This window comes from Pseudomonas sp. OTU750018 (assembly GCF_011636575.1).
GTDB lineage: Bacteria > Pseudomonadota > Gammaproteobacteria > Pseudomonadales > Pseudomonadaceae > Aquipseudomonas > Aquipseudomonas peli.
In genome coordinates this window covers 37,687-52,829 of sequence record NZ_JAAPAU010000002.1, presented here as the reverse complement: position 1 = coordinate 52,829, position 15,143 = coordinate 37,687, and the positions used below count along the sequence as shown (strand labels likewise).

General features: G+C 57.5%; 12 protein-coding genes. 5 read left to right on the top strand and 7 right to left on the bottom strand.

The annotated features are described in order from the left end of the window. Nucleotides 1-313 precede the first annotated feature (313 nt). Genes HCI85_RS09185 through HCI85_RS09175 form a run of 3 tightly spaced genes read left to right on the top strand, consistent with a single transcriptional unit; the run spans nt 314 to nt 5,219 of the window. Nucleotides 314-1,669, top strand: coding sequence for a TolC family outer membrane protein (locus HCI85_RS09185; RefSeq protein WP_167144432.1), 1,356 nt, complete (start codon nt 314-316; stop codon nt 1,667-1,669). 32 nt (nt 1,670-1,701) lie between these two features. Beyond that, nucleotides 1,702-3,852 carry a type I secretion system permease/ATPase gene (locus HCI85_RS09180; protein ID WP_167145705.1) on the top strand — a complete coding sequence of 717 codons (2,151 nt, stop codon included), beginning with the start codon at nt 1,702-1,704 and terminating at the stop codon, nt 3,850-3,852. An 8-nt stretch (nt 3,853-3,860) separates the two neighbouring features. Further along, the gene (locus HCI85_RS09175) at nt 3,861-5,219 is read left to right on the top strand and encodes an HlyD family type I secretion periplasmic adaptor subunit (RefSeq protein ID WP_167144430.1); all 1,359 of its coding nucleotides are present in this window, start codon (nt 3,861-3,863) and stop codon (nt 5,217-5,219) included. Nucleotides 5,220-5,225: 6 nt separating this feature from the next. Here the strand turns inward: HCI85_RS09175 and HCI85_RS09170 are convergent, their stop codons facing one another. The 5 genes from HCI85_RS09170 to aceK form a co-directional block, all read right to left on the bottom strand. Then, nucleotides 5,226-5,846 (bottom strand): tRNA-uridine aminocarboxypropyltransferase, encoded by a 621-nt coding sequence (locus HCI85_RS09170; RefSeq protein WP_167144428.1) that lies wholly within the window; start codon nt 5,844-5,846, stop codon nt 5,226-5,228. Nucleotides 5,847-5,937: 91 nt separating this feature from the next. Further along, nucleotides 5,938-7,503 carry a methyl-accepting chemotaxis protein gene (locus HCI85_RS09165; RefSeq protein WP_167144426.1) on the bottom strand — a complete coding sequence of 522 codons (1,566 nt, stop codon included), beginning with the start codon at nt 7,501-7,503 and terminating at the stop codon, nt 5,938-5,940. 184 nt (nt 7,504-7,687) lie between these two features. Next, nucleotides 7,688-7,819 (bottom strand): PA1414 family protein, encoded by a 132-nt coding sequence (locus HCI85_RS21165; RefSeq protein WP_262498997.1) that lies wholly within the window; start codon nt 7,817-7,819, stop codon nt 7,688-7,690. Between the two features lie 99 nt (nt 7,820-7,918). Continuing rightward, nucleotides 7,919-9,952 (bottom strand): TonB-dependent receptor family protein, encoded by a 2,034-nt coding sequence (locus HCI85_RS09160; RefSeq protein WP_167144421.1) that lies wholly within the window; start codon nt 9,950-9,952, stop codon nt 7,919-7,921. 11 nt (nt 9,953-9,963) lie between these two features. Beyond that, nucleotides 9,964-11,694 (bottom strand): bifunctional isocitrate dehydrogenase kinase/phosphatase, encoded by a 1,731-nt coding sequence (gene aceK, locus HCI85_RS09155; RefSeq protein ID WP_167144419.1) that lies wholly within the window; start codon nt 11,692-11,694, stop codon nt 9,964-9,966. Nucleotides 11,695-11,894: 200 nt separating this feature from the next. Here aceK and HCI85_RS09150 point away from each other — a divergent pair, with 200 nt between their 5' ends. Continuing rightward, nucleotides 11,895-12,791: a DMT family transporter gene (locus HCI85_RS09150; RefSeq protein ID WP_090256154.1), complete on the top strand. Its 897-nt coding sequence runs from the start codon at nt 11,895-11,897 to the stop codon at nt 12,789-12,791. A gap of 68 nt (nt 12,792-12,859) precedes the next feature. On the opposite strand, the gene HCI85_RS09145 is transcribed toward HCI85_RS09150, so the two are convergent. Further along, entirely contained in the window at nt 12,860-13,162 is a 303-nt protein-coding gene (locus tag HCI85_RS09145; RefSeq protein ID WP_090256153.1) for a DUF1883 domain-containing protein, read from the bottom strand. A gap of 156 nt (nt 13,163-13,318) precedes the next feature. On the opposite strand from HCI85_RS09145, the gene HCI85_RS09140 reads away from it, so the two are divergent. Further along, a complete protein-coding gene (locus HCI85_RS09140; RefSeq protein ID WP_167144417.1) occupies nt 13,319-14,350 on the top strand; it encodes an RNA methyltransferase in 1,032 nt (343 codons plus the stop codon). A 101-nt stretch (nt 14,351-14,451) separates the two neighbouring features. On the opposite strand, the gene nfuA is transcribed toward HCI85_RS09140, so the two are convergent. After that, nucleotides 14,452-15,036 carry a Fe-S biogenesis protein NfuA gene (nfuA, locus tag HCI85_RS09135; RefSeq protein ID WP_090256151.1) on the bottom strand — a complete coding sequence of 195 codons (585 nt, stop codon included), beginning with the start codon at nt 15,034-15,036 and terminating at the stop codon, nt 14,452-14,454. Nucleotides 15,037-15,143: the final 107 nt, after the last annotated feature.

Here is a 15,143-nt window from a genome sequence, read left to right as displayed (position 1 = left end):
ACAAAAAACTGTCACCCTGACTCACGTCGCCAATTACACCAGCAAGATCCCGCCCCTATTTTGCATCTGACCATCTGTTTTAGCCGCGCACGACACTTAAAAGCACGAAATGCACGGCTTCTGGATGAAAACAATGTGCTGCTTTTATCAGTCTGCATAAGATTTTTTTCTTATATGGCTTGTAACAATTTTTTCTTAGCTACGCTGAAAAGTGTTCTTAGCTGTGATGTTACAGGCGGAGAGTAATCAACAAGACAAAAAAGCCATTTTTTTGGCGACGGAATTAAGCAAGTCTTATAAGGAGAGTTTCCAGATGCGCGCACTCAACCCTCTATGGAGCAGTATCGTGCTGGCAGCGGTCTGTACCCAGGCACAAGGCATCACATTATCGGAGGCGATCCAGAGCACTCTGGACAACCATCCGGAGGTGCATGCAGGGGCCAATAGCCGCCTTTCATCGGATGAAGAAGTCAAAATTGCCAAAGGCGGTTATCTGCCAACCGTCGACCTGCTGATGGGCTACGGTCGCGAAAATACCGACAGCCCCAGCACACGAGCACTGGGCAACCACAACACTGAAACCCTGAATTACGGCACATCTGAGCTGCGCCTGCGGCAGATGATCTTTGATGGTTTCAATACGCCCAATGAAGTCGAGCGCACCAAAGCAGTGGTCAACTCGCGGGCTTATCGGCTCCTGGGCACCTCGGAAAGCCTGGCTCTGCGTACCGTTGAGGTCTATTTGGATCTGCTGATGCGCCGTGAAATGGTCGAGTTGGCACGTAACAACTTACAGGCCCACCAACGTATCAATGATCAAATCAGCCTGCGCAGCCAGCAAGGCGTTGGCAGCACGGCGGACCTGGACCAATCTGAAGCACGTCTGGCCCTGGCAGAGAACAACCTTTACACCGAGCAGGTAAACCTTGCCGATGCCGAAGCCAATTTCTTCAGTGCCGTTGGCCGCATGCCGGACGAGCTGGACTCGCCCGCCTCACTCAAGGGCTCATTGCCAGAGACCTTGGATGGCGCCCGCCAAGCCGTGATTGATAACAACCCGTTCCTGAAGTCCGCACAGGCCGACGTCCAGGCAGCCGAAAAACAATACGAAGTTGCCAAATCAACCTTCTACCCACGTGTTGACCTTGAGCTGGCCACCAATGCCGACAACAACACCCAGGGCGATGAGGGCCATAACAATGGTTGGCGTGCGGCTGTGGTGATGAACTACAACCTGTTCAACGGCATGCGCGACAGAGCACGCCTACAGTCGACTGCACACCAGATTAATGAGTCGATGGACATCCGTAACAACGCCCTACGCGTACTCAACGAAAACCTCTCCCTGGCCTGGAACGCCATGGAAAACGCACGCCTGCAAACCCCCAAAGCGCGTGATTACGCAGACTACACCGCACGAGTTCGCGAAGCCTATCAACAGCAATTCAGCCTTGGCCAACGCACCCTGCTCGACCTCTTGGACAGTGAAAACGAGCTCTTTACCGCTAATCGGCGTTACAGCGAAGTGCGCTTTAGCGAAGAGTTCTCGATGTACCGGGTAACCGCAGCGATGGGTGACTTGTTGCGTCAGCAGCAAGTGGTAGTACCGGCAGAAGCTGTAGCCCTCACTGAAGTGAAGAGCGAGGCCCGTCTGCCGGCAATGAAATAGAACCGGCATAAGGAGTAGTAACCTTGACCACCATGGAACGGCCGGGGTCATCCAGCGACCCGCGTCTTAATCACGACGACCCGCTGCTTGATGGCTTGTTGATTCTTTGCAAACTCCACGGCTGCTCAGCCAGCCGTGGCAGCTTGAGTGCAGGCCTGCCTTTGCCAGAGCAGCGCCTGACTCCTGAGTTACTGCCCCGCGCTGCAGCGCGGGCGGGTTTGCAAGGGCGTTTGCTGCAACGCGATCTGGCCAGCATCTCAACCCTCAACCTGCCCGTTCTGCTGCTGTTGAAAAACGGCCGTAGCGCGGTGTTGCGTCAATGGGGCCCGAAGAACCAAGCGCAAATACTGCCCTGCGAAGCCGACGGCGGCGAACAGTGGGTCAGCCGTGAACAACTGGCCAACGAGTACAGCGGCCAAGCCTTCTTTGCCCGACCACGGCATGAATTGGAAGAAGCACGTTCTCCGCTCGTACCGCGTATCGAAGCCTGGTTTCGCGACACACTGAAGCTGTCGCGTTGGTTGTATACCGATGCCATTCTCGCCAGCCTACTGATCAACTTGCTCGGCCTGATGGTGCCGCTGTTCGTCATGCAGACCTATGACCGCGTCGTGCCCAACCAGGCCACCTCAACGCTCTGGGTTCTGGCCATCGGCTTGTTTATTGGCATGGGCTTCGAGTTGCTGCTGAAAATCCTGCGCTCGCACTTGCTCGATACCGCAGGCAAGAAAACCGATGTGGTGCTATCGGCCACGTTGTTCGAGCGCATCACTGGCATGTCGATGACAGCCCGGCCGGCCACCATAGGCGGCTTTGCCCAGAGCATTCATGATTTTCAGGGTTTGCGTGAATTTCTCACGGCCGTCACCCTCACCAGCCTGATCGACCTGCCCTTCTCATTTCTGATGATTACGGTGATCTGGCTGATCGGCGGCTGGCTGGTGGTCATCCCCTTGCTGGCGTTTCCGATCACCGCGCTGTTCGCCTTTATCATCCAGGCGCGTCTGCGCGATACGGTGGAAAAAAGTCTGCAACTGGCCTCACAACGCCAAGCACTGCTGATCGAAACCCTCGGCGGCCTGGAAACCCTGAAGGCTTGCAGCGCAGAAAGTGAACGCCAGCACCAGTGGGAAAAAACCCATGGTGCCCTCACCCGTCTCGATATTCATGCTCGCTCACTGGCCTCGATCGCCACCAACGGCACACTGTTTCTGCAGCAATTCGCGGGCATGGCCACCATCATCGCGGGGGTATACATCATCATCGCCGGCCAGCTCAGTGTGGGTGCACTGGTGGCCTGTTACATGCTGGGCAGCCGTATTTTAGCGCCGCTGGGGCAAATCGCTGGACTGATCACCCGCTACCAGCAAGCGCGCCTGACCATGACCAGCACCGATGCGCTGATGGCCCTGCCGCAGGAGCGTCAGGCCAAACAACGACCACTAGACCGCACCCAACTGCATGGGGCACTGGATGTACGCGACGTTACATTCAGCTACCCGGGACAAAGCACCCAAGCGCTTGCAGGCGTGAGCCTGCGGCTGACAGCTGGTGAACGTATCGGCATCATCGGCCGCAGCGGCTCAGGCAAGAGCACCTTGGCGCGCCTGGTCATGGCTTTCTACAGCCCCAGCAAAGGGCAAATCCTGCTGGACAATCTCGACCTGCGTCAGCTCGACGTGGCTGACTTACGCCACCAGATTGGTTACGTCGCCCATGACCTACCACTGCTGGCCGGCAGCCTGCGCGATAACCTGACACTGGGCGCACGCTATGTCAGCGATGCGCGCATGCTAGAAGTGGCTGAGCTGACCGGTGTGGTCGATCTGGCCCGGCAACATCCGCAAGGCTTCGATCGCCCCGTGGGTGAGCGAGGCCAGCTGCTTTCCGGTGGTCAGCGTCAAGCCGTACTGCTAGCGCGCGCGTTACTACTTGATCCACCCATCCTGCTGCTGGATGAACCCACCAGCGCCATGGATAACACCAGCGAGGAAATCCTACGCAACCGCCTGCAAACCTGGGCCCAGGGTAAAACCATGCTGCTGATCACTCACCGCGCTTCAATGCTCAGCCTGGTAGACCGTCTGGTGGTGCTGGATAACGGCCATATTGTTGCAGACGGCCCGAAAGAAGCAGTAATTGAAGCGCTACGCAAAGGTCGAGTTGGCCCTGCTGCGGTATAGGAACGGTCATGCAAATAAGCACCTCGATTCGCGACTACTTCGCCAGCATGCGCCAGCGCAAGCAGGACACCGAGTTTATGCCGGAAGTCGACGGCGCCATTCTCGAAGACTCGCCCTGGTTCACCCGTATCACCGTCTGGGTGGTGAGCACATGCCTGATCGTGGCGTTGATCTGGGCCAACTTTGCCGTGCTGGAAGAAGTCACTACTGGTGAAGGCAAAGCCATCCCATCCAGCAAGATCCAGGTTATTCAGAACCTGGAAGGCGGCATCGTCAGCGAGATTTTTGTACGCGAAGGACAGATTGTCGAAAAAGGCGCTGTGCTACTGCGTCTGGATGACACGCGCTTTCTCTCCAATCGAGGCGAAGCCGAAGCCGATCGCCTGGCTCTGGTGGCAAGGGTCGAGCGGTTAACCGCAGAAGCTGAAGGACGTCCTCTCAGCATGCCGGCGGATATTCTGCGCGAAGCCCCACAACTGGCTGAGGATGAGCTGGCGCTCTATCAATCTCGACAGAATCGCCTGCAAAGCGAACAACGCACTCTCGGCGAACAGCTGCGGCAAAAAACCCAGGAACTGGCCGAATTTCGCGCCAAGGCTCAGCAATACCGCTCCAGTATGGGCCTGCTGCAGCAGGAGCTGAATATGTCGCAACCCCTGGTCGCAACAGGCGCCATTTCCCAAGTGGAAATCCTCCGCCTGCGTCGCAGCTTGGTGGAAATACGCGGCTCATTGGATGCCACCAACTTGGCGATCCCAAGAGCCGAGTCGGCGATGGATGAGATCAAAAGCAAGATTGAAGAATCGGAACTGAGCTTTCGCTCAGACGCGTTCAAGGAACTCAACGAAATCCGCACCGAACTGCAGAAGCTCACCGCTACCAGCGTTGCGATTGATGACCGCGTCAGCCGCACCACCGTGGTATCACCCGTGCGCGGGGTGATCAAACAACTCAAGGTCAACACCATCGGCGGCGTCGTTCAACCCGGCAGTGACATGCTGGAAATCGTACCGCTGGATGACAGCCTGCTGATTGAAGCCAAGGTACGCCCGCAGGATGTCGCTTTCCTGCACCCTGGGCAGAAAGCCATGGTCAAATTTACCGCATACGACTACACCATCTACGGTGGACTCAAGGCCAACCTCGAACTGATCAGCGCCGACACCATTACCGATGAGGAAGGCAATAGTTTCTACCTGATCCAGGTACGTACCAATAAGAGCCACCTAGGCAGCGATGAACATCCATTGCTGATCATCCCTGGCATGGTTGCCACGGTCGACATCATCACCGGTGAAAAAAGTGTGCTCGACTACCTGCTCAAACCAGTATTGAAGGCACGCTCGGAAGCCATGCGTGAGCGCTGAAATGCCTTATCTGACGCCTGATGCATCCGGCTTGCCGTGGTTACGCAGGAAAGTCTGTTCACCCATCGCCTCAATCTGCCCCTCAATCAATGCCTCAAAGGGTGTGAGCAGCCCATCGAAACAGACTGGAGCCTCAACGATATTCAGGGCAGTCACAATCGCTTCGATGGTTGATAAAGCACCGGGCATCGGCGCTTTGCGCAAGCGATAACGTGACTGCAATCCCTCCGGTAATACAACTCTGGGCAAAGTTGCCAACAATGGATTGAGGTGCAACAGCTTACGGGCTTTGCGCCATGTGCCGTCAGGCACCACCAGCAGCAGCGGCTGCTCACTGTGCTGTTGAGCAAACGCCCGTAACGCTTGCGCATGCTCGCCGGGGAACAACAAACACGCACGATAGCCAGGCGGCTGCAGCAGTGCAGCAAGCGACTCGAAGACCTCACCTACCAGCAACTCAGCATTACTCAGGCCAAGAGCCGCAAGACGTGCGGTATTCAGCGCATGCTTGACCTCACTCGGATGCTGCAGGATCAGCACCCGAGTACGGCTATTTAGAAAGGGAATCAGCGCACATAAACAGCGCTCAATCGGACGGGCACAACGTAGGCATTGCGGGCGTGGCATCGGTTTCTCCTCAGCCGCGCAGTTTGCCATAACACATCGAAAATCGGCTCAGCTCAGAGGCGAGCCGACAGGCATCCGGCCAAATCATCACTCAGCGATTGAAGCGCTCCGCGAGGCTGTGCAGATAATCGGCCATATCTTCCAGCTCCTGGCCAATAACTGCGCCCTGATGCGCCTGCTCGGCACTGCGGTCAGAGAGTTGCGCAATCTGCGTGATCTGTCGGCTGATGTCTTCCGCCACATGGCTTTGCTCTTCGGATGCAGATGCCATTTGCTGGCTCATGCCAGTGATGCGGCTGACGGCTTCACTGATGCCGCTTAACGCGGTGCGGACCGACTCGACACTTTCAACGCTCTGATTGGAAATCGCCTCGCCCTTGCCTGCGGTTACCACCGCACGTTCAGCCCCTGCGCGTAGCGACGAAATAATCTGATGAATCTGCTCGGTCGACTCACGCGTACGTGATGCCAATGAACGCACCTCATCGGCCACCACCGCAAAGCCACGTCCCTGCTCACCCGCTCGCGCCGCCTCGATGGCAGCGTTGAGCGCCAGCAAGTTGGTTTGCTCAGCAATCGAGGTAATCACATCAGCAACGCTGCCAATGGATTGTGTCGAGTTGGCCAGGTCATTGACGGCCTGACCAATATCGACCACGGCCTTAGCCATATGCTGCATAGAGTCGAGGCTACCACTGGCAAGTTGCAGGCCCTGTTTAGCCAGCCGGTCTGCTTCCTCAGCGGCATGCGAGGTGCTCTGCACGTTGTGCGTCACCTCCTGAATGGTTGCTGCCATCTGGTTGATTGCAGTGGCGGACTGATCGGTTTCGCTACGCTGTTGATCAAGCATCAGCGCCCCGGAACGTGAAAGGTCGGCCGAGCGCGCGGCATGCTTTTTGACATTGTTACCTGCGTCTTCAATGCGTGTCAGCGCGGTCTGAAGTCGTGCGTCCTCACTGATCATCGCCATATCCAATAATGCCTGTGCACCGCGACTGTCGGTATAGGTCAGGGCTACCAGAGCACTGGTAAATGCCTTGGGGTGCTCGGCAAGTGTGTCCCTGATCAAACTGCTTTTAGCGTGCAGTTGATAGGACCCGAGCCCGAACAGCACCGCAAAAATGAAGCCCAAAAGCCAAGTACCACTGAGCACTGCGTGTGCAGCAAGAATCAGCACGCACGCCAGAATCAGTGGCCATGACTGAATGATATCGTAGGTCCAGTACTCCAGTTTTGGCACAGGAGGCTTGCCCTCACGCAGGCGGGCATAGAGTTTTTCAGCTCGGCGTTTCTGCGCTTCATCAGGTAGAGAACGTACCGATTCGTAGCCAGCCACCCGGCCATTTTCATAGATCGGCGTGACGTAGGCGCTGACCCAATAGTAATCACCATTTTTTGCACGATTTTTGACGACGCCCATCCAGGGCTTGCCCTGTTTAATGGTTTCCCACATGTGAGCAAACACACCGGGGGGCATATCGGGATGGCGCACCAGATTGTGCGGCTGACCGAGCAGCTCTTCGCGAGTAAAACCGCTGATCTCGACAAAGGCATCGTTGCAATAGGTGATATTGCTGTTCAGGTCGGTGGTGGAAATCAGCCGTTCATTGGCGGGAAACGTTCTTTCCCGTTGAGTCACTGGGAGGTTCTGGCGCATTGGAGCTATCCCTGTCTGAGCTATTTGCACAACTTCAGGTGTAGGTCTAGCACAGCGCTGACAACGCGCTAGCAAATGCTTGTTTTAAAGCAGGCAATCATGATCTGGGACAATTTGCGCAATAAGTGTAAGCGGCACAGACAAAAGCTGACCGGCGCTGACGCATGCAAACAGGCACAAAGACCTAACGCCGTGGAGGTACCGACTTGGAGTCGGGGGAATTACTGCGTACGGGGATTGGCTGCAGTTTTGGCCGTTCACACAGGCCAAGGGCAACCAACAAATCAAGCAAGGCATTCTGCAACTTGGTGTTCATACAATAGCCTCCAACCCAAGACATCGACATAGGTGATTGGACACCTCATTCCAGCCTAGTTCAGGCTGATTGAAACTGCTTCAACTCCGTCGTAACAGGTTAAAACAGGACTCGCAGGCCAGCATAAAAGGTACGCCCGGGACCGGGCTCGAAGTAACGTTCATTGGCGTCGTTGATGCGCAGGTTATCGAAATACTCACGCCCTAGCAGGTTATCGATACCCACGTACGGTTCCACGCTTTGCTCGCTCATCTGATAACGCTTACCTAGGCGCACATTGAACACGGCATTACCAGGAGCAGAACGGCTATTCGCATCGTCAACATATACCCGCGACTGAGCGCTCACGCCGAGCCGCACATAGGCGCCTTGCTGTTCATAAGCCAGTTCGCTGAAGAGGGTTTGCTGCGGAATACCGGGGATACGCTTGCCGGAAAAATCGCCCGCCGTGGTTTGATACGTCTCAAAACGGTAACGATTAAACGTATAGGCCGCAGACCAACGCCAATGATCGGCCAGTTGCCAATCCAGGCTCAACTCCAGGCCATCACGGCGTGATTCACCGGCATTGCGATAAAAGTTACGTCCAGGCTGGGCGGGCAGACTAAAGCCCACCAACTCATCTTCAAGCTCAATGCGGTACAGCGATAAGGCATAACGCAGCGCAGGCCATTCGCCTTTGATACCCAACTCACGACTAAACGCCTGAGCCGGCTGCAAGGCGCTGTTGAAGCCACCGCCTTGTGGATTACCCAACTCACTGATGGTGGGTGTTTCAAAAGAGCTGGCCAGGCGCGCATAGAGCGATTGTTGCGGGGTGATGCGATAACTCAGACCGGCGCTGTAATTCCAATCTTCCAGGCTGCGCGAGCCTGAGTCATTGCGATTATCGACCAGATAAAAATCATCCACCGCCAGACGTACCTGGTCATAACGCAGCCCAAGCGTGGCCTGCCACTGCTCGCTCAGGTCGATCTGATCTTCGACAAACAGCCCCTGGCTCAGCGCTGATTCATCTTGTTGTTGGCGCAATTGTCCACGCTCACCAAGCAGGTTGTCATACCGCCGACGATCATCACGTTGCGCCTCTAGCTCGAAGCCTGTGGTGATTTTATGAGGCAGGCCAATCAGCTCACGGTAATGGCTGTACTGCCCACCAACGCCGCTGAAATAGCGTTTGAAGGTCGTCTGCCCGCTGGTGGCAAACCCCAACTGATTGCCAAACTCGCGGTGTCCTAGGTAACTGCGCAGCTGGTACTCATCAGCCCCCGCAGCGTAGCCATCCCAGACCAGCCCCAAGCGCTGTTGACGAATGTATTCATCGGCATCAAACCGAAGGTTATTCGGCGCTGCCTGACGACGATCCCTTTTTACTTCAGTGGCAGTCAGGCCGCCCGGATCTTCAGCACGGTTGTAGATGGCGTTGAAATTCAGGCGCAGACGCCCCGTAGGCGCATACCAGCGCAGCTTGCCGGTGAGGCTGTTGGTGTGCGCCTGGCTGTGCTCGCGATAGCCCTCTAAAACCGTGCTATTGAAGGCGAGCAAACCACTCAGGTTGCCGGCGCTGCCACCAATTTCACCACGTGTACGCTGATAACCCAGCCCAGCCGCACTGAGGTCAAACTGCATCAAGGGCACTACAGGTGGCTCGCGCGTTTCAATTGCCAGCACGCCGCCTGCGGCATTGCCGTACAGCACCGAAGCCGGGCCACGCAGGACCTCCATTCGTTCAACCAAGCCCGGATCAAGGCCGTCGAGCTCAGTTTGGCCATCGGGCATGGTCAGGGGCACCCCATCGACCAGCACGCGAATGCCGCGCACGCCGAAATTGCCCCGCGCGCCAAATCCGCGAATCGCAGGGCGCAGGCCTTGAGCCAGGTTGTAACGATTGAGGCTGAACACGCCGGGCACGCGCGCCAGCAAAGCATCCAGCGCGAGGTTCTGCTCACCGGGCGCAACGCCCACATCAATAACTGTGACGGCGGCCGGCGTGTTCAACCAGCGCGCAGTGCTACGTGGCGAAGTGATCAACAATGGCGCCAGTTCAACGGCAGCCTCGCCAGATTCAGCCGCCCTCAGAACAGCACTATCCGCCAGTAGCCAGGCACCGGCGGCAATCGCACAACACGACATGCGCACGCTGCTCAATACTCCCTGTCGGCTTGATCCTTGCGCCGATACGGGAATACATCGATGACCTTGCCGGCACGAATGGCATCTTGCAGGCTCTTCCAATAATCGGCGTCATACAGCTCGCCATGCAGCTCGTTGAACAGCTTGCGCTGCTGCATATCGGCAAACAGGAACGGCGGAAACTCCTCGGGGAATACATCCAGCGGCGCCACGGAGTACCAGGGCTCGGACGACATTTCATCCTCGGGGTAACGCGGTGGCGGAATGCGCCGGAAGTTGGCCTCGGTGAGGAAGCAGATCTCGTCGTAGTCATAGAACACCACGCGGCCATGACGGGTAACGCCGAAGTTTTTCAGCAGCATGTCGCCAGGGAAGATATTGGCTGCTGCCAGCTGCTTGATGGCCAAGCCATAGTCGTCCAGCGCTTCGCGCACCTGGGCTGCACTGGCGCTTTCCACATACAGGTTGAGTGGGGTCATGCGCCGCTCGGTCCAGCAGTGGCGCACTAGCACCGTATCACCCTTCACTTCGACGGTGGACGGCGCGACTTCCAGCAGTTCGGCCAGGCACTCGGGGTCGAACTTACTCAGCGGAAAGCGGAAATCGGCGAACTCCTGGGTATCGGCCATACGCCCTACCCGGTCGACAGTTTTTACCAGCCGGTACTTCTCGATCACCGTATTGCGGTCGACGTTTTTCGACGGCGAAAAACGGTCCTTGATGATTTTGAATACGGTATTGAAACCCGGCAGGGTAAACACGCTCATCACCATGCCGCGCACCCCGGGGGCCATGACGAACTTGTCATCGGTGGTGGCCAGGTGATTGATCAGCGCGCGGTAGAACTCCGACTTGCCGTGCTTGTAGAAGCCGATTGAGGTGTACAGCTCGGCAATATGCTTGCCGGGCAGAATGCGCTTAAGGAAGCCGACAAACTCCGCCGGATAGCCCACCCTCACCATGAAATAGGAACGGGTGAAGGAGAAAATGATCGACACCTCCGCCTCATCGGTGATCAGCGCATCAATCTGAATGCCCTGCCCTTCGCGGTGCAGCAGTGGAATCACCAACGGCCATTGCTCATCGCGGGTGTAGATCCGCCCAACCAGGTACGCGCCTTTGTTGCGATAGAGGCGCGAGGCGAACAGCTCAATGCGCAGGTCCGGGTCCTTGCACACCCAATCCGGCAAATTGGCATGCAGTTGCTTGAGCAGCCGCGCCAGATCGCGCTCCAGGTTTTCATAGCCGACTTCGAAACTGAAATCCTCGAAAATCTGCCGCAGCGCCTGTTCAACATTGCCCTTGGGTTCGTACAGCCGTGTTTGCGGCGCCCGCTCATTCACCCGCAACGCCGGGCGCGTAGTGTGGATAAACATGCAGCCATCGTTGATCTGGTCATGGCTGAACAGCCCGCAAAAGATCGAGTTGAACCAGGTTTCCGCCAGCTCATCGTCGTAGCGCAGGTCGATCTGGGCGATGTAAGCCGACTTCACCAGCGGCCACTGCGCCACATCCAGCAGCACCTGAGCGTCGTACTCCTGACTCAAGCGCGCGCTGACCGCACCGACGCACTCTTCATAGAGGGCAATACGTGCGGCTGAAGCCTGTTGAATTTCCTGCCATTGCGCCTGTTCGAATCGCACCCGCGCGCCATTGGTGATCTGCCTGAACTGCTCACGGTAATCATCGAAGCCGTCGAGGATAAGTGCGGCAATCGCGCTGGCCGGCCATTGCTGTGGCATATACGAACCCCTGCAGATCAAATGCGGATAATCCACCGAGCTTATCCAGTGGCCGCACCAAGTAAAAGCCGGCAATGCCTGAATACAGATTTATCTGCCACGAAATATTGCCATTCGACCGCTTTGAAAGCGCATTTCGAATTGCCTTGGCGTACGCGCCCAGCAACACTGCTCGCCTTTCTTAATATGTGGAGTTCGTTGTGCGTCTTGCCGACCTGATCCGTCTGCTGTTGCTGGCTGCCATCTGGGGCGCCAGCTTTCTGTTTATGCGCATCGTCGCGCCCGTACTGGGCAGCATGCCAACCGCATTTTTCCGCGCCAGCTTGGGCATGCTTGGCTTATTCGCCATTCTGTTACTGATGCGGGTGCGGTGGGACTTCAGCGGCAAACTCAAACACTGCCTGATCCTCGGGGTAATCAACGCCGGCTTGCCCTCAGCCATGTATTGCATGGCTGCACTGGTACTGCCCGCGGGCTACTCCGCGATTCTGAATGCCACCACACCCATGATGGGGGTGCTAATCGGCATGCTGTTCTTTGCTGAAGCCATGACCTGGAGCAAAGCCGCTGGGGTGGCCATCGGCCTGTTCGGGGTAGCGGTGCTGACCCGCACCGGCCCGGTGGAGTTTGATTTACCGCTGCTCTGGGGCGCCGCTGCCTGCCTGGTGGCTACCGCCTGTTACGGTTTTGCCGGCTTTCTAACGCGACGCTGGATCGGCCAACAAGGCGGCCTGGATAACCGTCTGACCGCCTTTGCCAGCCTCTGTGGTGCCAGCCTGTTTCTACTGCCCTGGTTCGCCGGCTCTCTGGTTGTGCAGCCGCCGGCCAGCTGGGGCGGGCTAGAGGTCTGGCTGTCCCTGGCTGGGCTGGGCTTTATCTGCACCGCCTTCGCCTATGTGCTGTATTTTCGCCTGCTCAGCGATATCGGCCCGATCAAGGCCAGCACCACCACCTTCCTGATCCCACCATTCGGCGTACTCTGGGGCGCCTTGTTGCTGGATGAGCCACTGTCCTGGGCCTACCTGTATGGCGGCGTGCTGATTGCCATCGCGCTTTGGCTGGTGGTACGGCCTAGCGCAACGGTCAAACCCACGTGACTCACCCCTGACACAAAAAAGCCCGCTCTTTAAGCGGGCTTTTTTGCGGCTCAGGTTAAAACTAGGGATCAGCTCAGCCGCGAGGTCGACTTGCGCACGATTTTGATTGAATGCTTGAGCGTCGGCTTGCGTGTGACGCTGATGGCTTTGCGCGAGACTGTGTCGATGGTGATGTTCCAGAAACCGCTGCTCGGTACTGTGATCTTGGCCGGGAAGGTGTCGAACGCGCCGCCGTGGTAGGTGTGCCGGCCGCCATTCTTGAAGCTGCGGAAGTTGGCATCGCTCATCAGGCGAATATTGCAGGTCTGCGAGCACTCGATCACGACGACGTCGTCTTCGTTGAGGTGTTCGCGCTGGTGTATAAATTTCATCTACCGCTCCGCACAGCTGGGTCAGGCCAATCAGAACGCTAGTATGAGTGCCCGGCGCGGCTTGAGCAAAGATTAAGCGGCGTGGCCTGCGCATCCGACGCCTGCCCACCGCCACACATACCACCGCAACCTGGCCGGTGGTAGCATGCGCGCCCCATGCATATTCACGACTTTCACCAACGCCTCACCGATCTCGGTGCCAAGCCCATGCACATCGGGCGGATTACCCGTGCCTGGCTGCGCGGCATGCCGCTGGATACCGGTACGCGCAACCAGAAGACCGAGAACTTCCTGCCGCTGGCGGTACGCAATGCCCTGCCCGAGATAAGCAGCGAACTTGATGGACTGGCGCGCCTCAGCTCTGAACACCCGGCGACGGACGGCTCGGCGCGTTTGCTGGTGGAGTTGGCCGACAAACAGATGGTGGAGAGCGTGCTGCTGCCGCGCGATGGCCTGTGCGTCTCCAGCCAGGTCGGTTGCGCGGTGGGCTGCGTGTTCTGCATGACCGGCAAGAGCGGCCTGCTGCGCCAGCTGAGCACCGCCGAAATCGTTGCTCAGGTGGCCCTGGCGCGGCGCTTTCGCGCGGTGAAAAAAGTGGTGTTTATGGGCATGGGCGAGCCGGCACATAACCTCGATAACGTGCTCGAAGCGATCAACCTGCTTGGCACCGAGGGCGGTATCGGCCAGCGCAACTTGGTGTTCTCTACCGTTGGAGATCCACGGGTGTTCGAGCGTTTGCCGCAGCAGCAGGTCAAGCCGGCGCTGGCACTGTCGCTGCATACCACCGATGCCGAGCTGCGCCAGACGCTACTGCCGCGCGCGCCGCGTATTGATCCTGAAGAGCTGGTCGAGCTGGGCGAAACCTATGCGCGGCAGATCGATTACCCGATCCAATACCAGTGGACGCTGCTCAAGGGCATCAACGACAGCCAGGAGGAGATGGACGGCATCCTGCGCCTGCTCAAGGGCAAGTACGCGATCATGAACCTGATCCCCTACAACAGCCTGGAAGCAGACGAGTTTCAGCGCCCCGATGGCGACCGCATCGTGCAGATCGTGCGTTACCTGCACAGCCGTGGCGTGCTGACCAAGGTGCGCAACTCGGCAGGTCAGGACATTGATGGCGGCTGCGGACAATTGCGCGCACGGGCAACAGAACTGCTGGATCGACGCAAAAGCCGTGCATAAGTAATGACTGCACTGTTGCGTCGCGGCTAATGCCGCTCCCACACGAAGTAAGCAGCATAAAAATGCCCGCAGAGCGCGGGCATTTTTGTTTAGCCATCTACTTAGTAGTAGGCATTTTCCTTGATGCTGTGGTCGGTCACGTCACGCACACCTTTGAGCTCGGGAATACGCTCAAGCAGGGTTTTCTCGATGCCTTCCTTGAGCGTCAGGTCAACCTGACCGCAGCCCTGGCAGCCGCCACCGAATTTCAGCACGGCAATACCATCTTCGACCACGTCGATCAGGCTGACTTCGCCACCATGGCTGGCCAAACCCGGATTGATCTCGGTCTGCAGGTAGTAGCTGATGCGCTCGTTGATCGGGCTGTCTTCGTTGACCATCGGCACCTTGGCGTTCGGCGCCTTGATGGTCAGCTGGCCGCCCATACGGTCGGTGGCGTAGTCAACCACGGCGTCTTCCAGAAACGGCTCGCTTACAGCGTCGATCCAGGCGGTGAAGCTGGCCAGACCCAAAGCGGTGTCTTCGGCCTTCTGCTCGCCCGGCTTGCAGTAAGCAATGCAGGTTTCAGCGTACTGGGTGCCTGGCTGGGTAATAAATACGCGGATGCCGATGCCCGGGGTGTTCTGCTTGCTCAGCAGATCAGCCAGATAATCGTGGGCAGCGTCGGTAATGGTAATGGTGCTCATGGCAACTCCTCGCAAACATGGGCGCAGTGTACGCCACTCACCCGCGCCGGCAAAGTCCTAGTGTTTTAGTAGGAATAACAGTCATTCACTAAACGCCAGCCCTGCCG

Excerpts from the sequence above, each read along its gene's own strand:
- HCI85_RS21165 (WP_262498997.1), bottom strand. The coding sequence starts at position 7,819 with ATGAACACCAAGTTGCAGAATGCCTTGCTTGATTTGTTGGTTGCCCTT.
- HCI85_RS09145 (WP_090256153.1), bottom strand. The coding sequence starts at position 13,162 with ATGAAATTTATACACCAGCGCGAACACCTCAACGAAGACGACGTCGTC.
- HCI85_RS09140 (WP_167144417.1), top strand. The coding sequence starts at position 13,319 with ATGCATATTCACGACTTTCACCAACGCCTCACCGATCTCGGTGCCAAG.
- HCI85_RS09160 (WP_167144421.1), bottom strand. The coding sequence starts at position 9,952 with ATGTCGTGTTGTGCGATTGCCGCCGGTGCCTGGCTACTGGCGGATAGT.
- HCI85_RS09170 (WP_167144428.1), bottom strand. The coding sequence starts at position 5,846 with ATGCCACGCCCGCAATGCCTACGTTGTGCCCGTCCGATTGAGCGCTGT.
- HCI85_RS09180 (WP_167145705.1), top strand. The coding sequence starts at position 1,702 with ATGGAACGGCCGGGGTCATCCAGCGACCCGCGTCTTAATCACGACGAC.
- HCI85_RS09165 (WP_167144426.1), bottom strand. The coding sequence starts at position 7,503 with ATGCGCCAGAACCTCCCAGTGACTCAACGGGAAAGAACGTTTCCCGCC.
- HCI85_RS09185 (WP_167144432.1), top strand. The coding sequence starts at position 314 with ATGCGCGCACTCAACCCTCTATGGAGCAGTATCGTGCTGGCAGCGGTC.
- aceK (WP_167144419.1), bottom strand. The coding sequence starts at position 11,694 with ATGCCACAGCAATGGCCGGCCAGCGCGATTGCCGCACTTATCCTCGAC.
- HCI85_RS09175 (WP_167144430.1), top strand. The coding sequence starts at position 3,861 with ATGCAAATAAGCACCTCGATTCGCGACTACTTCGCCAGCATGCGCCAG.
- nfuA (WP_090256151.1), bottom strand. The coding sequence starts at position 15,036 with ATGAGCACCATTACCATTACCGACGCTGCCCACGATTATCTGGCTGAT.